Annotated in this window: 20 protein-coding genes; 9 read left to right on the top strand and 11 right to left on the bottom strand. The window is 67.1% G+C overall.

Annotation, left to right across the window (positions count from 1 at the left end):
- Nucleotides 1–96 precede the first annotated feature (96 nt).
- Nucleotides 97–537, bottom strand: coding sequence for a nuclear transport factor 2 family protein (locus AB0M74_RS11205; RefSeq protein ID WP_364904781.1), 441 nt, complete (start codon nt 535–537; stop codon nt 97–99).
- Between the two features lie 120 nt (nt 538–657).
- On the opposite strand from AB0M74_RS11205, the gene cobG reads away from it, so the two are divergent.
- The 3 genes from cobG to AB0M74_RS11190 all read left to right on the top strand — a co-directional run bounded on the left by cobG (nt 658) and on the right by AB0M74_RS11190 (nt 3,121).
- Nucleotides 658–1,896, top strand: coding sequence for a precorrin-3B synthase (gene cobG, locus AB0M74_RS11200; protein WP_364904778.1), 1,239 nt, complete (start codon nt 658–660; stop codon nt 1,894–1,896).
- Nucleotides 1,897–1,925: 29 nt separating this feature from the next.
- The gene (locus tag AB0M74_RS11195) at nt 1,926–2,477 is read left to right on the top strand and encodes a hypothetical protein (RefSeq protein WP_364904775.1); all 552 of its coding nucleotides are present in this window, start codon (nt 1,926–1,928) and stop codon (nt 2,475–2,477) included.
- Nucleotides 2,478–2,572: 95 nt separating this feature from the next.
- Nucleotides 2,573–3,121, top strand: a complete 549-nt coding sequence (locus tag AB0M74_RS11190; protein ID WP_364904773.1) for a hypothetical protein — start codon at nt 2,573–2,575, stop codon at nt 3,119–3,121.
- 154 nt (nt 3,122–3,275) lie between these two features.
- Here the strand turns inward: AB0M74_RS11190 and ddaH are convergent, their stop codons facing one another.
- Nucleotides 3,276–4,148, bottom strand: a complete 873-nt coding sequence (gene ddaH, locus AB0M74_RS11185) for a dimethylargininase (RefSeq protein ID WP_364904770.1) — start codon at nt 4,146–4,148, stop codon at nt 3,276–3,278.
- Nucleotides 4,149–4,285: 137 nt separating this feature from the next.
- On the opposite strand from ddaH, the gene AB0M74_RS11180 reads away from it, so the two are divergent.
- The 3 genes from AB0M74_RS11180 to AB0M74_RS11170 are packed head-to-tail and all read left to right on the top strand — an operon-like array spanning nt 4,286 to nt 6,958.
- A complete protein-coding gene (locus AB0M74_RS11180; RefSeq protein ID WP_364904768.1) occupies nt 4,286–4,723 on the top strand; it encodes an Lrp/AsnC family transcriptional regulator in 438 nt (145 codons plus the stop codon).
- Nucleotides 4,724–4,766: 43 nt separating this feature from the next.
- The gene (locus tag AB0M74_RS11175; protein WP_364904765.1) at nt 4,767–5,402 is read left to right on the top strand and encodes a precorrin-8X methylmutase; all 636 of its coding nucleotides are present in this window, start codon (nt 4,767–4,769) and stop codon (nt 5,400–5,402) included.
- A complete protein-coding gene (locus AB0M74_RS11170) occupies nt 5,399–6,958 on the top strand; it encodes a precorrin-2 C(20)-methyltransferase (protein ID WP_364904762.1) in 1,560 nt (519 codons plus the stop codon). Before AB0M74_RS11175 ends, AB0M74_RS11170 begins: the two co-directional genes overlap by 4 nt.
- 44 nt (nt 6,959–7,002) lie before the next feature.
- Here AB0M74_RS11170 and AB0M74_RS11165 read toward each other — a convergent pair whose 3' ends face one another.
- Entirely contained in the window at nt 7,003–8,229 is a 1,227-nt protein-coding gene (locus tag AB0M74_RS11165) for an MFS transporter (protein ID WP_364904759.1), read from the bottom strand.
- Nucleotides 8,229–8,879 carry a GntR family transcriptional regulator gene (locus tag AB0M74_RS11160; protein ID WP_364904756.1) on the bottom strand — a complete coding sequence of 217 codons (651 nt, stop codon included), beginning with the start codon at nt 8,877–8,879 and terminating at the stop codon, nt 8,229–8,231. The genes AB0M74_RS11165 and AB0M74_RS11160 overlap by 1 nt, the downstream gene beginning before the upstream one ends.
- Nucleotides 8,880–8,969: 90 nt before the next feature.
- Between AB0M74_RS11160 and AB0M74_RS11155 the strand changes: the two genes are divergently transcribed.
- A complete protein-coding gene (locus AB0M74_RS11155; protein WP_364904753.1) occupies nt 8,970–9,500 on the top strand; it encodes a PadR family transcriptional regulator in 531 nt (176 codons plus the stop codon).
- Nucleotides 9,501–9,519: 19 nt separating this feature from the next.
- On the opposite strand, the gene AB0M74_RS11150 is transcribed toward AB0M74_RS11155, so the two are convergent.
- From AB0M74_RS11150 to AB0M74_RS11135, 4 genes are all read right to left on the bottom strand, one after another.
- Nucleotides 9,520–10,269 carry a cobalt-precorrin-6A reductase gene (locus tag AB0M74_RS11150; protein WP_364904840.1) on the bottom strand — a complete coding sequence of 250 codons (750 nt, stop codon included), beginning with the start codon at nt 10,267–10,269 and terminating at the stop codon, nt 9,520–9,522.
- Nucleotides 10,266–10,859: a hypothetical protein gene (locus tag AB0M74_RS11145; RefSeq protein WP_364904751.1), complete on the bottom strand. Its 594-nt coding sequence runs from the start codon at nt 10,857–10,859 to the stop codon at nt 10,266–10,268. Before AB0M74_RS11145 ends, AB0M74_RS11150 begins: the two co-directional genes overlap by 4 nt.
- Nucleotides 10,860–10,958: 99 nt before the next feature.
- On the bottom strand, nt 10,959–12,215 hold the full coding sequence (cbiE, locus tag AB0M74_RS11140) for a precorrin-6y C5,15-methyltransferase (decarboxylating) subunit CbiE (protein ID WP_364904748.1): 1,257 nt from the start codon (nt 12,213–12,215) through the stop codon (nt 10,959–10,961).
- A gap of 218 nt (nt 12,216–12,433) precedes the next feature.
- The gene (locus AB0M74_RS11135; protein ID WP_364904746.1) at nt 12,434–13,195 is read right to left on the bottom strand and encodes an SDR family NAD(P)-dependent oxidoreductase; all 762 of its coding nucleotides are present in this window, start codon (nt 13,193–13,195) and stop codon (nt 12,434–12,436) included.
- A gap of 155 nt (nt 13,196–13,350) precedes the next feature.
- Here AB0M74_RS11135 and AB0M74_RS11130 point away from each other — a divergent pair, with 155 nt between their 5' ends.
- The gene (locus AB0M74_RS11130) at nt 13,351–13,758 is read left to right on the top strand and encodes a PPOX class F420-dependent oxidoreductase (protein WP_364904744.1); all 408 of its coding nucleotides are present in this window, start codon (nt 13,351–13,353) and stop codon (nt 13,756–13,758) included.
- Nucleotides 13,759–13,817: 59 nt separating this feature from the next.
- Here AB0M74_RS11130 and AB0M74_RS11125 read toward each other — a convergent pair whose 3' ends face one another.
- Nucleotides 13,818–14,945: a Xaa-Pro peptidase family protein gene (locus AB0M74_RS11125; protein WP_364904741.1), complete on the bottom strand. Its 1,128-nt coding sequence runs from the start codon at nt 14,943–14,945 to the stop codon at nt 13,818–13,820.
- Nucleotides 14,946–15,228: 283 nt separating this feature from the next.
- Here AB0M74_RS11125 and AB0M74_RS11120 point away from each other — a divergent pair, with 283 nt between their 5' ends.
- The gene (locus AB0M74_RS11120; RefSeq protein WP_364904738.1) at nt 15,229–16,200 is read left to right on the top strand and encodes a 5'-3' exonuclease; all 972 of its coding nucleotides are present in this window, start codon (nt 15,229–15,231) and stop codon (nt 16,198–16,200) included.
- Nucleotides 16,201–16,334: 134 nt separating this feature from the next.
- Here AB0M74_RS11120 and AB0M74_RS11115 read toward each other — a convergent pair whose 3' ends face one another.
- Entirely contained in the window at nt 16,335–17,105 is a 771-nt protein-coding gene (locus AB0M74_RS11115) for a DUF4333 domain-containing protein (RefSeq protein WP_364904735.1), read from the bottom strand.
- 150 nt (nt 17,106–17,255) lie between these two features.
- A complete protein-coding gene (locus tag AB0M74_RS11110; RefSeq protein WP_364904732.1) occupies nt 17,256–19,961 on the bottom strand; it encodes an RNA helicase in 2,706 nt (901 codons plus the stop codon).
- Nucleotides 19,962–19,963: the final 2 nt, after the last annotated feature.

The following is a 19,963-nucleotide window of genomic DNA, read 5'->3' as shown; positions in this document are numbered from 1 at the left end:
GGAAGGTGACTGCGTTCCTAGACAGCTCGCATCTCACTCGGAGGTCTTCGCCATGTCAGCTCGCCACGCCGTCACCAACGTCCATGGTCAGTACAGCTAGGTCAGGTCGGCGTTACCCTCGATGACCTTGAGGTGGTAGTGGAACCGGTTGACGCGCCAGCCGGAAGCCGTGCGTTCGGCGCCGAGGGTGTAGCTGCCGATGAAGGTGCGGGTTTTGCCGTTGACGGCATCGTTCTTCAGGTGGAAGGCGATGGCATCGGCGTGCACCGCGGCATGGTCGGACTGCAGGTCGATGAGATAGTTGCCCGCCTGATGGTGCACGGCGTCGAGGTCGGAGAGGCCGGTGCGCCAGTCGCCGACGATGTCCGCGGCATCGCGGATACCGACCGGGCCGCCGAAACCGCCGTCGAAATCGACCTTCGGGGTGAACACCACATCGAGCAGATCGTCCCAGCGCTTCTGATCGGTGTAGACGAACATCCTGGTCAGAACGTCGACAATGGCGAAACGGTCAGCTAGGGATGAAGATTCGTTCATGCCAGCAGACTAGCGAGCCCGCCGGTCCGCCGCCACGCGACAAACGCACCGCCGCGGGCAGTCCACACCCCGGGGTGACCGCGGGCCGGATACCTGGCCGGGTCGTACGCTGGATGGGTCATGACGCGTACATCTCCCGACTCCTGCCCCGGTGTGCTGCGGCTGCATCAGGCAGCCGACGGACCGCTGGCTCGTATTCGCGTGCCCGGCGGACGGCTGGAAGCACAGCAGTTGCAGGCACTGGCCGAAGCCGCCCGCGAACTCGGCGACGGAAACATCGAGCTGACCTCGCGCGCCAATGTGCAGCTACGCCAGGTGCGCGATGCGACCGAGCTGACCGCGCGACTGGAAACCGCCGGACTACTGCCGAGTCATACACACGAGCGGGTGCGCAATATCGTCGCCTCGCCGCTTGCGGGGCGCGTCGGCGGCCGGGCCGATGTACACCAGCTCGTCCCCGCACTCGACGCCGCTCTGCTCGCCGCGCCTCGACTGGCCGACCTGCCTGGCCGCGTGTTGTTCACCCTCGACGACGGCCGGGGCGATGTCAGCGGTATCGGTGGCGATATCGGCGTGCACGCCGTCGACGCCGACGAGTTCGCGGTCCTGCTGGCCGGGCTCGACACCGGCATCAGGGTGTCGGTCACCGATGCCGTCGACGTCATGCTCGCCGCCGCACACGGCTTCCTCGACCTGAGCTCCGGCCAGTGGCGGCTGCACGAAATCGACAACGGCGTCGAACGCGTCACCGACCTGCTCGAACTCACTCCCCGCGCCGAGCGGCTGAAAATCGTTGCCACCCAAGATATTCCGATCGGCTGGTTGACCCAAGACAACGGCCTGGTCAGCCTCGGTGCCGGCGTGCGGCTCGGGTCGTTGCCCGCGCGCACCGCCGAGTTCATCGCCGCCGTCGAACGTCCGGTCGTCGTTACCCCCTGGCGCAGCCTGGTGCTGGTGGACCTGGAGGAATGGCCCGCCGAGCAGGTCGTCCGCGTGCTCGCCCCGATGGGTCTGATCTTCGATGCCAACTCCCCGTGGCTGCAGGTCAGCGCCTGCGCCGGTCAGCCCGGCTGCGCGAAGTCGATCACCGACGTCCGCGCGGATGTCGGTGCCGCGGTGGACTCGGGCCGGGTGCGGCACGACGACACCGCATTCGACTCCGATTCGGCACACTCCGAACTCGGTCTGCCGCAACCTGCTCCGACCTCCACCGACACCTCGAGCGCCCGGGTGTTCGAGGTCGGCGAGGTGACAGCGGGCGGGCGGCAGCACTGGTCGGGGTGTGAGCGCCGCTGCGGCAGGCCACGCGGTGCAGTGACCGATGTCGTCGCCACGCCGGACGGCTATCGCGTCGACTGATCGTCCTCCTGCGGGAAAGGCCGTGCAGCATGGCAATCGACAGACTGAGCGACGCCGAGATCCAGGCGATGTCGGACGACGAGCGCCGCGCGCTGATCAGGCGCTTGCAGCTGCCACCCGAGCGGGTGTTGCCCAGGCCGGAATTGGTCCGGATCCACCGCAGGGTCCGACTGACCCTGATGGTCGGTGGTTCGTTGGCCCTCATCCCGTGGATCGTCTACCTCGCAGTGTCGCTGCCGTCCGATTACCAAGCCAGGAACTGGACCGTGACCTGGGTCGGCTTCGACATCCTGCTGGTCGCGATGATGGCGACCACCGCCTACCTGGGCTGGAAACGCAGAGGACTGCTCATCCTCCCCGCGTTCGGGACCGGCCTGCTGCTGCTCGTCGATGCCTGGTTCGACATCATGACCGCCGACGCCGGCGATGTCTGGCTCTCGGTCGGCATCGCGCTGATCGGCGAATTGCCGTTGGCCGCACTGCAGATCAGCGGCGCACTACTGCTGTTCAAGTTCCTGACCGAAGCGCACCCACTCGCCGACCCTGCCATCAGCGCTTGGCGTACGCGAATGCCCTTCTGACCTGTGCCACCGCACGGGCGGGCCGCATCGGGTCGAGAGTCGGGGCACCGAAGAGCATTCCGGGCCGTGCCGCCCGGAGCAACTATCCTTCCACCATGATCGACACTGCATCCGACGACCTTGCCTTGCCTGTCGCGCTGGCGGAAGTGGTCGAGATCGGCTTCGAGTGGGAGTGGGACGAGGAGACCGACATCTCGCACGGTTGCGACTTCGAGCCCTACACCCAGTTCGAGCCGCCCGAGCGGACCGCGTATTGGTTCCGACTGTGGACCGGCAACGAAGCGGCCGACGGCAGTGAATTCCGCTTCTTCGGAGCCACGGGAGCCGGTGACTACGCCGGGTTCTGGCTGGTTCGCCGCGCGGCGCCGATCACCGAGCAGCCGATCGTATACCTCGGCTCCGAGGGCGAATGCGGCCTGATAGCACGCAATCTCCTCGACCTGCTCTGGCTGTTCGCGGACGGTTACGGCCCGGCCGAGGCATTCGCACCGACCCATTTCAGTGCGCGGGTGCCGAACGAGGAGTTCCGGGCGATCGCCGAGCGCCATGGGCCGCGACCGGGCCATTCCGCTGCGGAGATCGTTGCTGCGGCGCAGGAGGAGTTCCCGAACTTTCCGGAACTCATCGACGCGATGTGCCGGTAGGCGAAACCCGTAGGCCGAACGAGGACGTGAGCGCCATCGCGATGCCGGTCGGCCCGCACCGCCGGCCATGACAAACGGGGCGGGGCGAGCTGGGATGACAGCCTGTTCATCCCGGCTCGTCCCCGACCTCGACGACGATCACGACGTCGATCGGCTAAGCCGCGTTCGCTTCGCTCCTCGGATCATCGTGGATCTCCAGGGTGCAGCACTTGACCCCGCCGCCGGCCTTCAGCAATTCCGACAGGTCGAGGCCGACCGGGTTATATCCGTGTCCCCGCAAGGTCTCGATCAGATCGACCGCCCTGTCACTGACGAAGGCGTTCAGTCCGTCGCAGACGCCGTTCAGTCCGAGCACCACCGCATCCGCGTCGGTGGCGACGATCGCGTCCGGATACAGCTCGGCGAGCAGCTCGCGGCTGGTCGCGCTGAAGGCGGGCGGGAAATAGGCGATATTCGCGTCGCCCAGTGCCATCATCGCGGTGTCCAGGTGATAGAACCGCGGATCGACCAATTCGAGGGACACCACGGGCAGGTCGAAGAAGCGCTCGACTTCGCGGTGTGCGGCAACCGAACTGCGGAACCCGGTCGCGGCCAGGATCCGATCACCGACGAGGAGGAAATCGCCCTCGCCCTCGTTCACCTCTTGCGCGCCGACGAGTTCGGTAAGTCCGCGCTGAGCGAACCATCGGTGATACGCGGGGCCCTCGGCAGCGCGTTCGGGATGGGTGAAGCGCGCCGACAACGCCCGATCACCGACGATGAGTCCGCTGTTGGCGGCGAAAACCATGTCGGGTAGTCCCGGCTCGCCCGGGACGAGGTCGACCTGGTGGCCGTACTGCTCGAAGGTCGAGCGCAGGGTTTCCCACTGGTCGAGGGCACGGGCCCGGTCGACCGGCTCGGTCGGATCCATCCACGGATTGATCGAATAGAACACGTCGAAGTGGTCGGGGCGGCACATCACGAACCGTCGCGGTGATGGCTGTCGCGGGGTGGGTGGCTCGTGATGGAGCGTGGCTATGGAGGTCAACGTGTCTCCCGAAGGTAGGCGCGGATCATTCGACTGACACGAAGGTAATTCGCCTACTATTGCGTCAGAAACAACGAATCGTTGCGCAGATATGCGGTGTAGTGGCGAATCGTTGCGCAGCGACAGAATGGGGTGGCGTGGACGACATCGACCGGCGGATTCTGGCCCACTTACTCAGGGAAGCACGCGCATCGTTCCAAGAAATCGGCGCGAAAGTCGGCCTGTCGGCGCCCGCGGTCAAGCGACGTGTCGACAAGATGGTGGCCAGCAGGCAGATCACGGGATTCACCGCCATGGTCAATCCCGTGGCGCTCGGTTGGAAAACCGAGGCATACGTCGAGGTCTACTATCGCGACAACATCACCCCGGCCGAACTGCGGCGCAGCCTCGAACCGATCCCCCAGGTCGTCGGGGTCTGGACGATCGCGGGCGAGGCCGACGCGCTGGTCCACGTGATGGCCACCGATATGGCCGAGATCGAGTCGACCGTCGAACGCATCCGCGAGAACACTCGGGTCGGCCGCACCCGCAGCTCCATCGTCATGTCGCGCATCCTCGAACGGCCGCGGACGTGACCCGCGCCGACCTCCCTCGGCCGGCACTCCTAGGGTGGTCGGCATGTCCGACGTGCGTGCCAGCTACCTCACCGACGGGGCCGAGATCTATCGGCGCTCGTTCGCGACGATTCGTGCCGAAGCGGATCTGAGCGCGTTCCCGCCGGAAGTGGCTCGAGTGGTGGTGCGCATGATTCATGGCTGCGGACAGGTGGATCTCGCACAGGACGTGGCCTTTTCGCCCGGGGTAGTGGTGGCGGCCCGCACCGCACTGCATGCCGGTGCACCGATTCTGTGTGACGCGAACATGGTGGCGTCGGGGGTCACGCGCAAACGGTTGCCCGCCGATAACGACGTGCTCTGCACGTTGACCGATCCGCGCGTGCCAGAACTTGCCGCCGCACTGGGCAATACGCGCTCGGCCGCCGCACTCGAGCTGTGGCGGGATCGGCTCGACGGCGCAGTGGTCGCCATCGGAAACGCACCGACCGCACTGTTCCATCTGCTGGACATGCTCGATGCGGGCGCACCGCGCCCTGCGGCGATTCTCGGCATTCCCGTCGGCTTCATCGGCGCCGCCGAATCCAAAGACGCACTCATCGACTTCGGTGGGGTCGAATTCTTGACCGTGCGCGGCAGGCGGGGCGGCAGCGCCATCACCGCGTCGGCGCTCAACGCGATTGCGAGCGAGCAGGAATGACAAACAGCACGGTCCACGGCAAATTGTGGGGTGTCGGGCTCGGGCCCGGCGACCCGGAACTGGTGACGGTCAAGGCGGCCAGGATCATCGCAGCGGCCGATGTGATCGCCTTCCACAGCGCCAGGCACGGCCGCAGCATCTCACGCGCGATCGCCGCCCCGTACATGCGCGAAGGCCAGCTCGAAGAGCACCTCGTCTATCCGGTAACCACCGAGACCACCGACCACCCGGGCGGATATCAGGGCGCGATCGACGAGTTCTACGAGCAAGCAGCTGAGCGTCTCGCGGCACACCTGGCGGCGGGTCGCTCGGTGGCGCTGCTCGCGGCGGGCGATCCTCTCTTCTATAGCTCCTACATGCACATGCACCGCCGCCTCGCCGACCGATTCGATGCCGAAATCATTCCGGGCATCACCTCGGTCAGCGCCGCGTCCGCAGCCCTGGGTACCCCTCTGGTGGAAGGCGAACAGGTGCTCACAGTACTGCCGGGCACCCTGCCGACCGCCGAGCTCACCCGCCGCCTCCGCGAGACCGAAGCGGCCGCCATCATGAAACTCGGCCGCACCTACCCCGGTGTGCGCCGGGCACTCTCGGACTCCGGGCGACTCGACGACGCCTACTACATCGAGCGCGCCAGCTCCGATCGTCAACGCGTCCTACGCGCCGCCGACGTCGACGACGCGGACGTGCCGTACTTCTCGATCACCCTGGTGCCCGGCCCGCAGCCGACTACCCCGCTGTGCCTGGCGAACAGCGAGCAGACGCGAGACCAGGTCGCAACCGGACCGACGGCCGCACAGTCGAACAGCCCGTCGGGAGAAGTCGTCGTGGTCGGACTCGGCCCCGGCTCGGCGGACTGGACCACGCCGGAGGTGAGCAAAGTCCTCGCCGAGGCCACCGATCTCGTCGGCTACACCACCTACATCAACCGCGTGCCGACGCGCCCCGGGCAGCGCCGACATGCCAGCGACAATCGCGTGGAATCCGAGCGCGCCGCTATGGCACTGGATTTGGCCAAACAGGGCGCGCGGGTCGTGGTCGTCTCCTCGGGTGATCCCGGAGTGTTCGCCATGGCGGCGGCGGTGCTGGAAGAATCCGCCGACCCGCAGTGGGAGGGGGTGTCGGTGCGGGTACTGCCCGGTATGACCGCCGCCAATGCTGTGGCAAGCCGAGTCGGCGCGCCACTCGGCCACGACTACGCGATGATCTCGTTGTCGGACCGGCTCAAGCCGTGGGAGGTTGTCGCCCAACGTCTCTCGGCTGTGGCCGCCGCCGACATGGCGATAGCCGTCTACAATCCAGCCTCCTCGCAACGCACCTGGCAGGTCGGCGCGATGCGAGATCTGCTCCTCGAACACCGCAAGCCGGACACCCCCGTGATAATCGGCCGCGACGTCGGCGGCCCCACCGAGTCGGTCCGCGTGGTGCCGCTCGCCGAGCTGGACCCCGCCGAGGTCGACATGCGCACGCTGCTCATCATCGGCGCATCCACGACTGTGTCGAGGGACACCGACGACGGCTCACGTGTCTACACCTCGCGGCGCTACCAACGCTGATCCACCGACCACGCCCGGTCTACCCGCGCACGCGGACAGACCGGTCAGCTTCGGTAGTTCCGGGCAACCATAACCAGGCAGCCGGCCGCGGTAGCCGCGGCAACGGCGAACATCGTCGGGTAACCGAGGCCGACGGCCTCGTGCAGTAAGGCGAGGAGGGCGGGAACGCCGAAACCGAGATAGCTGGCCGAGTAGAAAACCGCGGTGAGGCCGGCCAGGTCGTCGGGGCGGGCGATTCGTTCGATCTCCTGGAGGCCGGCGACCAGTCCGATGCCGTACCCGGCACCGAGGACGATTGCGGTGATGACAGTGGACCAAAGGGCGAGGGTTCCCGATGCCAACGCCGCTGAGGCCATACCCGTGATGACCAGAATGAGCGCCACTACTGCAGCTCGGGCAGTGCCCGGGCGGTCGATGCGTCGGGCGGCCGATTGGATCGCGAAGCCGCAGCCGAGGGTGATGACAGTGATCAGTGCCGAAAATGCGATCGGCGCATCGCGCACGCGCGGTGCCATCAATGTCGGCATCACCGCGTAAGCCGTCGCGGCAGAGGTGAACAGCCACAGCGCGACCGGCAGTGCCACGAATTGGAAGCGACGGTGTGCGGCAGCCGGGATCTTCAGGTCATCGACGAGACGGCCTGGATTCACCCGAGGGATCAGCGTTTCCGGTGTGCGCACCACCCAGCCCGCGGCGACCAGACACACCACTGCGTTGATCAGATACGCAAGCGTGTTCGGCAGCGGCGCCCACTGGGCGAGCACGCCTGCCACCCCTGCGCCGACTGCGAAGCCGCCCGTGAGGCTCATCGCCGAACGTCGCGCGCCGGTTCCCGCAGGCTGTTCGGGTCCGAACGGTGGCTGGGCGAGCTCCTTCAACCAGCTGCTGCCCACCGCCATCGCCAGACCGAGCGCCACCCCGCTCAGCACCCGTCCGGCCGACAGCATCGGCACAGCCCCTGAGCCGAACCCCAGCAACAGCGAACCCGCGGCAGCAATCAGCGGCGCGGGACGCAGCAGTGCGCGGCGGCCGTAGCGGTCCGAGAGTGGGCCGCCGATCAGCAGCGCGGGCACAATGCCGAGCACGTACTCGAACAACAACATGTCCACCGTAGTGACGGGCAATCCGTCGTTTTTGTACATCACCAGCAGCGGGGTGAATTCGTTTCCGCCCCAAGCGATTGCGAACATGGCTGCGGCAACACCCCACCACTGCCGCGAGGTGGTCCGGCGCGCGGGCGACCGGATGTCGATGGTGGTGAGTGTGGCCATCACAACCCTCTCAGTTCCAGCTGGTGCACGCCCGCGAGATGCTCGACGAGTGCCGCGGCGAAGCCTGTCGCGTCGCCTGCTTCGATCAGGTCGGCCAACCGCGCGTGCTGCCCGATGATCTTGTCGATGTCGGTCGAACCACGGTGCAGCGCGACACTGTTCATCCGTCGCTGCCGTTCGCGCAACGAATCGTAGAAGCCGGTGAGCAGCGGGTTGCCCGCAGCGACGACGTAGGTGCGGTGAAAGTCGGTGTCTACCACGGCGAAACGCGCGAAATCCGCGATGTCGGCCAGTTCCCGCTGCCGGTCGAGCGACTCCCGCAGGGCTGTGTCGAGCGTCGATCGGTCGACGGCGACCAGTGCACGCACGGCCCCCGTCTCCACGACGTACCTGGCGTGGGCCACATGCTCGGCCTCTGCCGGCGGAATCGGTACTACCAGCGCACCGCGCTTGGGGTAGAGCTTCATCCACCCCTCCGCTTCGAGCCGCAGGAACGCCTCGCGAACCGGTGTCCTCGACATGCCGAGGTCTGCGGCGATCTCACCCTCGCTGATCAGCTCGCCGCCCGGCAGCATGCCCGTGAGAATGCGTTCTTTTACCTCATGAAATGCGCGCTCGGCCGATGAATACGTCTTAGACACAAGTTGCATCTTAGGCGTAGACCGGATCGCGCATTCGCCCGCCCGTTGCCAGTCGTATAATATTCCACTATGGAACGTTGAGAGCGAAGGAGCTGTCCGTTGACGAATACCGCGACACAACGCAAACCGCTGAATTCAACGGCGGCGTCACTCCTCGGGTTTCTGCACGAGGGCCCGATGTCGGGGTGGGATCTGGTGTCCACCGCCCAGGACCGTATCGGCGATTTCTGGACGATAACCCAGAGCCAGGTGTATCGCGAGTTGGCGTCGATGGATGCGTCTGGGCTGGTCGAGAAGGGCGAGACGGGCGCACGGGAGCGAACCCCTTATCAGATCACCGATGCGGGCCGGGAAGCATTCCTGGAGTGGATTGCCCGAGATCCGGGCGGCGAGACAATTCGAGTGCCCTTGCTGCTGACGATGTCCTTCGGAGAACACCTCGACCCCGATCACCTCGACCAGATGATTGCCGCGAACCGGGAGATCCACCAGCAACGACTCACCCGCTATCTCGCCCGGAACTGCACCGGGATGCCGCCGCACCAGCGGGCCACGCTGGAGTTCGGCATCGGCTACGAACGCGCGGTACTCGAATGGTTCGACCGCCTGCCGAGCCTCCTCGGCCGCTGACAGCACGGGTAAGCACCACTCAAGCGCGGGAAGCGGACTGGGTATCCAACCACTGCACGGCGTCCGAAACGTTTTCCGCGACTATCGCGTCGACCGGGAGCGCAGGACGGTCGATCATGACGACGGGAATACCCGCGCCCCGAGCCGCGACGAGTTTGGCGTCGGTTCGATCGCCCCCGCTGTCCTTGGTGACCAGCACGTCGATGCGATGCGATGCCAGCAATAGCGATTCGGTCTCGACCGCGAAAGGGCCACGTGCAAGCAGTACTTCGTGATGTGGCGGCAGGTCGCCCACCGGCGGGTCGATCGCGCGGATCAGAAACCACGGCTCGGTCAGGCCGGCGAAGGCACCGACCCCCTGCCGGCCGATCGTCAGGAATACTCGATCGCCCAGTCCCGCAACGGCGGCTGCGGCGGCCGCGAGATCCGGCACGCGGATCCAGCGGTCCCCCGGCCCCTCGGACCAGCCGGGCCGACGCACATGCAGCAGCGGCAGATCCGCACTCGCCGCCGCGGTGGCTGCATTCGCGCTGATCGTGGCCGCAAACGGATGAGTCGCGTCGACCACCATCTCAATTGCGTTGGCTATCAGCCACTGCCGGAGACCATCGGCGCCACCGAAGCCACCGATCCGCACCACACCTTCGGGCAACAGCGGATCACTGACGCGTCCGGCGAGTGAGGAAACGATGTCGAATCCTCGCCCGCCGGAAACGATTTCGGCGAGTTCCCTGGCTTCCCAGGTACCGCCGAGAATCAGGACTTTCAGGGCTGACCACTGAAGTAGGCGATGCCCGCGTTGATCAGGTTCGGTCCGCCCGCGATGAGCAGGCCGATGAGCGCACCGACCGGCAGGCCGATGCCGAAGAAGAAGAACCCGATCACGGCGCCGATGAGGGCGCCGAGCGACGCGCGCTGCAGTTCGGCGAAGAACCAGTCCTGCGACGCACTGATCTCCGCCGCGGACGGCGCGGCAGCGGTCGGCTTGACCTCCGGCGTCAGCGTCAGCCGCTGCGTCGAGGGGTCGATGGTGGCCGCGATCGGGATGAGGTCCCCGTTGCCCACCTTGGCCGCGAGCGGGATGGAGGTGACGACCGCGCCCGCCTCGTTCTTCACCGTGACGTACTTCTGGTCGGCATCGAGGCTGAACGCACCGCCGGTCAGAGTGGTCACGATCGACTTGTCGACGATTTGCACCGCATAGCCGACGGTCTGATCCTCGCCAGTGACGGTCGGCGAGGTTGTCTGGTTCTGCACCGCAGGCGCCGGGGCCGCAGGCGCAGCCCCGGATGTGCCGGCCGCGATACCCGTGGCGGCGATGGCCAACAGCGAGGTGGCGGCAAACTTCTTGTACTTCATCAATCTCCCAATCAGGAACCGGATTTCCGATCACGCTCGGATCTCGGGCCCGACCCTACCTGTTCACCTCGGTCTGCATCACCGTTCCGATCGAGGCTTTCACAGCGAGTCCTTGCGTTCTTTGCGCACCGACCACTGCGTCACCGGCAGTTGCGGACGCCATGCCGTGAACGTCCCCAATGGTTCCGCCCGGTAGATCTGAAACTTGCGCAATTCACCGCCGTGGGTCTTTGCCCAGGTCAGCAGCAACGCTTCCGACTCCGCGGTCACCGCGTTCGCCACGAGCCTGCCGCCATGGCGCAAGTACGACCAGCATGTCTCGAGTAGGCCATCCTGGGTGATCCCACCACCGACGAAAACCGCATCAGGAGAGGCCAATTCGGTCGATCCGACCTCAGTGCGCACCTCCCCGCGCACGACGACGTGCGGGACACCAAGGGCGAAGGCATTGTCGGCGATCTGCCGTCGCCGGTGCTCGAGCCGCTCGAAGGCGACCGCCCGGCAACTCGGGTGGGTACGACACCATTCGATGGCGATGCTGCCCGAGCCGCCGCCGACATCCCACAGCAGCTCTCCCGGTGCGGGCGCGAGGGCCGCGATGGTCAGCGCCCGCACTTCCGATTTGGTGAGTTGCCCGTCGCCACCGAACAGCGCGTCCGGGAGGCCGGGAATCCTCGTAGCACGCGAGCCCTTCGAATCCGCGACGCATTCGATCGCCACGACGTTCAGCGGATCGCCTGCAGGCAGGTCCCAGCTCTGTGCGGTGGCCGCCCGAACCCGCTCGTCCGGGCCACCCAGCTGCGCGAGCACCGTCACCGTAGACCCACCGAATCCATTGCCGCACAACAGCTCCGCGATCCGCCCCGGCGTATGCTCATCCGCACTGAGCACCAGCACCCGCCGCCGATCCGCCAGCTCCGGCAGTACCGTCTCCACCGGCCGGCCGACCGCGCTGACCACCGGCGCCTCGGCCAGCGCCCACCCCAACCGCGCACACGCCAACGCGGCCGACGAAGGTTGCGGCAGCACCCGCAACGCCGCAGCGCCGAACAACCGCGCCAGCGTCACCCCGATCCCGTAGAACATCGGATCGCCGCTGGCCAGCACACAGATCCGGGCGCCCGCGTACTGCTCGAACAGCCCAGGCAACGCAGGCACCAGCGGCGACGGCCACGCCACCCGCTCAACCGATGGATCCACTGGCACCAAGGCCAACTGGCGCTGCGCACCGAACAACACCACGCATCCGGCGATCGCCTCCCGGGCTGCCCGCCCGAGTCCGTCCCACCCGTCGGCTCCGATCCCGACGACCGATATCACCGGACCCGTCCATGACACGACGTTCGCCACGGACATCTCGGCATCGATACTCGTTGTGACAGAGAATATTTCGGCTGATTCGATCGGTTCGACCGCCGAGCGCTCCGCGCTCGACCCAGCGTCGGGCTCGCCACCCCGAGACGACGGGCGGGCCGATCCGGCAACCGGCATCGACGTACTCCCCGACCATGCCGTACCCAACGCCGCCTCCGGCTGATCGCTCCCAGACGATCCGGCCGCGGTTGTCGACCCGGTCACCGAGGCATCCGCCGCCACACTGCCTGTGGCAGCAGGCGCATGACAAAGAACACCGGTTGCAGTACCCGCGGGCACCACACCCGAACTGCGCGGCGACGGAGACCATCGACCACGGCCGCGGCGACCTGGTCCGGCGTGCTCGAGAACGGGGCCGCGTCCATGCCCTCGGTCATCCGTCCGATCACGAAGCCGGAGCGAACCAGCAGCAGGTGAACACCGCTGCCGTGCAACGCATCCGAAAGCCCTCCGGCGAAACCGTCGAGTCCGGCTTTGGCCGAGCCGTACACGTAGTTGGCCCGGCGCACCCGCACCCCCGCGACGGAACTGAACACGACGATCTGGCCGCTGCCCTGCGTGCGCAGCAGATTCGCCAGCGTGGTGAGCACACTGATCTGGGCGAGGAAATCGGTATGCACCACCGCGAGCGCATGCGCCGGATCGCGCTCGGCGCGCGCCTGCTCTCCCAGCACTCCGAACGCGAGCACGGTCACCCCGAGTCCGCCATGCTCCGCCGCAAGCTTCTCGAGCAACGCGGGGTGACTCGCCGTGTCATCGGCATCGAACTCGACGCAATGCACCGCCGTCGCGCCGGCAGCCAGCACGGCCGCGCTCTCCTCGGCCAACTCCCCGCTACGCCGCGCAGCGAGAATCACCACCCGCCCCGGCGCCAATCGCCGTGCCACCTCGAGCCCGATCTCACTGCGCCCGCCGAGCAACAGCACCGGTCCGTCGGCAATCCCGCCACCTCGCAATCCCATGCCCACAGTTTGCTCCCCCGCCACTACGCACTGTGCGCCGACCATCCGACAATGCGACAGCACGCTCGCGACCGGTGATTCCGTGTGACCACGGATTCGCGCTGTCACCGACGGGCGCCACCAGCTCCCACATCGACCACGACTACGGTCGTGGGATGCCGACCAGTACAGCACAGCTGTCCCCGACCGCGCTCGAGTTCGTCACCGAGCGGCATCTCGCGACACTCACCACGTTGCGAGCAGATGGCACCCCGCACGTTGTCGCGGTGGGGTTCACCTGGGATCCCGAGGCCGGGCTCGCGCGGGTGATCACCAACGACGGATCGGTGAAAGTGCGCAATGTGCGCCGATCAGGGTACGCGGCGGTCAGCCAAGTGGACGGTATTCGCTGGCTTACCCTCGAAGGCCCGGCCACCGTCCTCGACGACCCCGACAGCGTCGCCGAAGCAGTCGATCGCTACGCCGGACGCTACCGCGTGCCCCGGGAGAACCCGACCCGCGTGGTGATCGCGATTCAGGTGCAGCGAGTGTTGTCGAGCAGCACACTCACGACTCGGAGCTGAGGTGCGCAGACCTCGGGCGACTACCGGGTGACGCTGCCATGGACTACGGGTGCCCAGGACTACAACACCGTCAGCCCGTGTGGGCGATTGTTCATCGATTCGCAGCCGTCCTGGGTGACCACGACGATGTCTTCGATCCGGGCGCCCCATTCGTCACGGAAGTAAATGCCGGGTTCGATGCTGAATGCCATGCCCGGCTGCAGGATCAGGTCGTTGCCCGCGACGATGTAGGGCTCCTCGTGTACGGACAGGCCGATGCCGTGACCGGTGCGATGTAGGAAGGCAGAGCCGAAACCTGCGGCGGTCAAAGGGTTTCGCGCCGCGGCGTCGATCGATTCGGCCGTTACGCCGGGGCGGACCGCGGCGACCGCCAAGGCCTGGGCCTGTTCCAGCTCAGCGAATTGCGCCGCCACCTCCGAGCTCGGTTCGCCGAGCACGTAGGTGCGGGTCGAGTCGGAGTAGTAACCGGGCTCCACCGGACCACCGATATCGATCACGACCACGTCGCCCTGTTCGATGACCCGCTGCGACACCTCGTGGTGCGGGTCGGCGCCGTGCGGGCCGCTGCCCACGATGACGAACGCGGCAGCGGTGTGGCCCTCCTCGACGATCGCCGCAGCGATGTCGGCGCGCACCTCTGCCTCGGTGCGCCCGGCGCGCAGCCACTCACCCATCCTGGCGTGCACCCGATCGATCGCCGCTCCGGCCCTGCGCAGCGCGTCGATCTCCGCGGCGTCCTTGACCATGCGCAATTCACGTAGCACGGGCGTAGCCGAAACCGGTAGGCCGCTAAAGGATTCCGCCAACGGCAGCAGGTGCAGTGCGGGCATCGCATCGGTGACGGCGACCCGAGAACCGACGTGCAGCGCCGACTTCACCAACTGATACGGATCGGTGCCGTCGACCCAATCGAACACCGGCAAGCCGAGATCGCCCGCCGCCGAGCCCTCTAACGATGCCAGCTCCAACTTCGGGATCACCACCGAGGGCGCAGCACCATCGGCCGGGATCACCAGACAGGTGAGCCGCTCGAAGGATTCGGCCGCCGACCCGATCAGGTACCGCAAATCCGGTCCCGGCGTGATCAGGAGCGCATCCAGATGAGCGGCCCGCATCAGTTCGACGGCCCGCTCGAGCCGATTACCGTAGACATCCGCCGCGAATCGTGACTCCGTGTGCGAGCTCATACCCCTCGACGTTACCCGCCACAGCTGCCCGGCAGACCATTTACCCCGCTTCTGCGACCGCAGCCCCCGGTCGCGAGCTCACCGACCTGTGGCGGCGCAACACTGTTCATGGATCGTCGGCCCAGCGTACGACGACCATGTGTACGGCGAAGCCCGTTGCCACGGCTTCGACGCCGGTCTTACGCGCAGCGTCCACGCGTCAACCCTGGATTGCCGGTGCCGAAAGCCGAGTCGGTAGCGCAATCACGGAGGCTTGTCGGGATGGGCAGGTAGCCTCACCAGCGTGACTTCAGCCGCGACTTCCGGTGGACCCCTGCTGCTGCTCGACGGAGCGAGCCTATGGTTCCGCGCATTCCATGCGATCCCCGAGAAGATCACCGCACCCGACGGCCGATCGGTGAACGCGGTGCGTGGTTTCACCGACATGGTCGCGTCGCTCATCGGCAAGCATTCGCCGAGCAGGTTGGTTGTCTGTCTCGACCTGAACTGGCGGCCTGCTTTCCGAGTGGAGCTGGTGCCCTCCTACAAGGCGCACCGGCTCGACACATCGACGGACGCCGCTCCTGGCGCCGAGGAGGTGCCGGATCGGCTCACCCCGCAGGTCGAGATGATTCTGCAGGTGCTGGCCGCGGCAGGCATCGCGACCGGCGGCGCGGAGGGGCTGGAGGCCGACGACGTGCTCGGAACGCTCGCCACGCGGGAGCGCACCGACCCGGTAGTGGTCGTCAGCGGTGATCGTGACCTGCTGCAGTTGGTGCGCGACGAGCCCGCACCGCAGGTGCGGGTGCTCTATGCGGGTCGCGGACTGGCCAAGGCCGAACTGTTCGGTCCTGCCGAAGTCGCCGCGAAATACGGTGTACCCCTGGCGAATGCGGGACGAGCCTACGCGGACATGGCGACGTTGCGCGGTGACGCATCCGATGGCCTGCCCGGGGTGGCGGGCATCGGTGACAAGTCCGCCGCGCTCTTGATCTCCCGATTCGGTTCACTGGAGGCGCTGCAAACCGCCCTCGACGATCCGACCGCGGATCTTTCGCAGGGTGTGCGCGCCAAGCTGCGGGCCGCCGAAACATATCTGAAAGCCGCCGCTCCCGTAGTCCGCGTGGTCTGCGATGCCGATGTCGAGCTCTCCCGACCGGATACGCTCCCCACAACTCCTGCGGACCCGCAACGTCTGCGCGAACTGGCCACCGAATACAACGCCGAAAGCCCCATCGCGCGCCTGGTCACCGCCTTGACGGCCGCCGCCTCCTGACCTGCCGCACAGCGAATTCGGACGGAGTGCGCCTCCATGCCACGGCGGTAAAGGCTTGCGCCAGGCGGCATTCCGCCCGGGCTCGGTGACTCACCAGGCGCCCGCGCCGCAGCGCGAGCGTCCCGGTACCCGAGTCAGTTGGGACGGCCGACCTCGTAGGTGCCGTCGTCCTTGGTGATCTTGACGGTGACCTTCTTCTGCTCACCGCTGACCTTCAGGGTGCAAGTGAAGGTCGCGTCGACCTCGACCTTCTGGCCGGCGGGGCAGGACACATCAGCGACATCCTGGATGCCGTAGGAGTCCGAAAGCACCTTCTTGACGCCGTCCTGCACCGCGGCGTTGTCGAGCTCGTCCTTGCTGGTCAGCACCAGCACCAGCGCGATGATGGCACCGACCACGAGGACCGCGCCGACAGCGAGGCCGATGATCAGGCCCTTGCCCTTGCCACCGCTCTGTGTGGGGATCTGCTGACCCTGCTGACCCCATTGCGGTTGCTGACCCTGCTGACCCCATTGCGGCTGCTGGCCCTGCTGACCCCAGTCCTGCTGCGCAGGCTGCTGCGGCTGCTGCCCCCAGTCCTGCGGACCCGGCTGGCCAGGCTGCTGACCCCACTGCGGCTGATTCGGCTGGCTCGGTTGCTGGCCCCACTGCGGCTGATTCGGCTGGCTGGGCTGCTGGCCCCACTGCGGCTGATTCGGCTGGCTCGGTTGCTGACCCCACTGCGGCTGCGGAGGCTGCGACTGATCCCACTGCTGGGTCGGCGGCGCAGTCTGCGGCGTCTGCGGCTGGCCCCACGGCGACGGCGACGCGCCGCCGGGGGTCTGCTGTCCGCCCCACTGCTGGGTGGGGTCGTTGCGTCCCTCCCCGGGACCAGGGGCGTCGTTCGGTCCGTATGGGCCGCTCATCTGCTTGCCTCCACTCGCATCGTTGTACATACGGTAGCCCCCCGCGTGAGACTCGTCGCAGAACAGGACCAATCCCATTTCCGAACCGATCCTGTCCGACTCCTCCGCCACGGTCGGTACGCGAAAGAAATCAAATCACAATCGAATCGGCTACGCCGCGTCCACCGCAACGACACCCCGCCGGATTGCCCGCACCGCCTTCGCCGCGGTCCCGGCTATCTCCGGATCGTCGGCGGTGCTGTGGATCTGATCGAGCAGGTCGATCACCTGCCTGCACCAGCGCACGAAATCGCCCGCCGACAGCGGGGTGCCCCGATCGCCACTCGCCAGCAACGACTCGGCCAACCCATCGCCGTGCGCCCATTTGTACACACCGGTGACGAATCCGAGATCCGGTTCGCGGGTCGGCTGCAGCTTGTGGCGCGCCTCGTCCGAACGCAGCTGCGTCCACACACCGACCGTGCTGCCGACCGCCCGCCGGATCGGCTCCGTCGGTCCGCTCGCGCCGAGATATCCACCCTCCTGGCGTGATTCGTAGACCAGGATGGACACCACGGCGGCCAGTTCGGCGGCTCCGAGCCCACGCCACAGCCCTTGGCGCAGGCATTCGGCGACGAGCAGATCGCTTTCGGCATAGATCCTGGCCAGTCTGCGCCCCTCCGAGGTCACCTCGCCCTCGTGCACGAAACCGCGCTCTTCGAGCAGTGCGAGAATCCGATCGAAAGTACGGGCCAGCGAGTTGGTCGTCGCGGCAACCTTCTGGCGCATGGTCTCGGTCTCGCGCGCCAACCGGTTGTAGCGCTCGCCGACCCGGCTCATCTGCTCGCGATCGGCGCGGGTGTGCGCCGGATGCGCGCGCAGGCTGCGCCGCAGTGTGTCCAGGTCCCGATCCTCGGCCGCCTTGGAGCGCTGGCCACGCCGCTGGCGGCCAGGCACCGAGATTCCGGTGCTGCGCAGCGCCGAGGCCAAGTCACGGCGGATGCTCGCGGTCCGGTGATCGACCCGGCGAGGCAGACGCATATGACCGAGCGCCTTCGCGGGCACCGGGAAATCGGCAACCGACACCCGGCCCGCCCATTTGTCCTCGGTGAGCACCAGCGGGCGCGGGTCGCCCGGGGTCGCATCCGGCTCCAGGATGACCGCGAGCCCGGCCCGGCGCCCGGCCGGAATCGCCACCACATCACCGCGTCGCAGCGACGTCAGCGAGCTCACCGAAGCGCCGCGGCGGTCGGAGCGGTTCTGCTGTTCGAGCTGCCGTTCCCGTTGTTTGATCCGTTCGCGCAGCGATATGTATTCCAGGAACTCACCGTCCGCACCGCCGAGCTGGGTGCGCAGCTTGCGCAACTGGTCTTCGTTGCGTTCGATGCCGCGCACGAGCCCCACCACCGACCGGTCGGCCTGGAACTGCGCGAACGAGCGCTCGAGCAGGGCGCGAGCCTCCGCGGCGCCCATCCGGTCGATCAGGTTGATCGACATGTTGTAGCCGGGCCGGAACGAACTACGCAGCGGATAGGTCCTGGTCGAGGCGAGACCGGCCACCGCACTGGTGTCGACCTCCGGCTGCCACAGCACCACCGCGTGGCCCTCGACGTCGATGCCGCGGCGGCCCGCACGGCCGGTGAGCTGGGTGTATTCGCCAGGGGTCAGCTCGGCGTGCGACTCACCGTTGTACTTGACCAGGCGCTCGAGCACCACCGTGCGCGCGGGCATATTGATGCCCAATGCCAGTGTCTCCGTAGCGAATACGGCCCGCACGAGCCCACGTACGAACAATTCTTCGACGGTGTGCCGGAAGGCGGGCAGCATCCCGGCGTGATGCGCGGCAAGCCCGCGGTGCAGCGCCTCGCGCCATTCCCAGTAACCGAGCACCTCGAGATCGTCTTTCGGCAGATCTCCGGTGTGCTTCTCGATGATGGCGTCGATCGCGTCGGCCTCGTCGTCCCTGCTCAGGTCCAGCCGCGAACGCAGGCACTGCGCCAGCGCACCATCACAGCCCGCTCTGCTGAAAATGAAGGTGATCGCGGGCAGCAGCCCTTCGTCGTCGAGCTTGGCGAGCACTTCGGGCCGCGGCAGCGGGCGGAAGTCTCGGCGCGGCCCACCGCCGCGACTGTTGCGCGGTCCACCCCAGCTGTTCATCCGGTCCGCACTCTCACGCTGCCGGATATAGCGGACCAGATCTTCGTCGACGAGGATCTTCTGCTCGCTGGAATCGGTGTCGAACAGATCGAACATCCGCCGCCCGACCATCACGTGCTGCCACAGCGGTATCGGGCGGGTCTCATCGACCACCACGGCGGTGTCGCCCCGCACGGTCTCCATCCACGCGCCGAATTCCTCGGCGTTGCTGACCGTCGCCGACAAGCTGACCAGCCGCACATCAGGCGGCAGATGCAGGATGACCTCTTCCCACACCGCGCCGCGGAAGCGGTCCGCCAGATAGTGGACCTCGTCCATCACCACGAAGGCCAGTCCGCGCAGCGCATCCGAGGAGGCATAGAGCATGTTGCGCAGCACCTCGGTGGTCATCACCACCACCGGCGCATCCGGGTTGATCGACTGGTCTCCGGTGAGCAGACCCACCTGATCGCGGCCGTGCCGCTCGGTGAGATCGGCGAACTTCTGGTTGGACAGCGCCTTGATCGGCGTGGTGTAGAAGCACTTTCCGCCTGCGGCGAGCGCCAAGTGCACCGCGAATTCACCGACGACGGTTTTGCCTGCACCGGTCGGCGCACACACCAGGACGCCGTGCCCGCCCTCGAGGGCCGCACAGGCGTCGCGCTGAAATGGATCCAGGGTGAAACTCAGCTCGGCGGAAAACTTTGCCAGCTCGCCTACCTGCGACCGGTGATATGACACCG

Origin of the sequence: Nocardia sp. NPDC051463, assembly GCF_040681975.1 — a bacterium.
Classification (GTDB): Bacteria; Actinomycetota; Actinomycetes; order Mycobacteriales; family Mycobacteriaceae; genus Nocardia.
The sequence above is the reverse complement of the archived record's forward strand: the minus strand, read 5'-3'. Positions and strand labels throughout refer to the sequence as shown.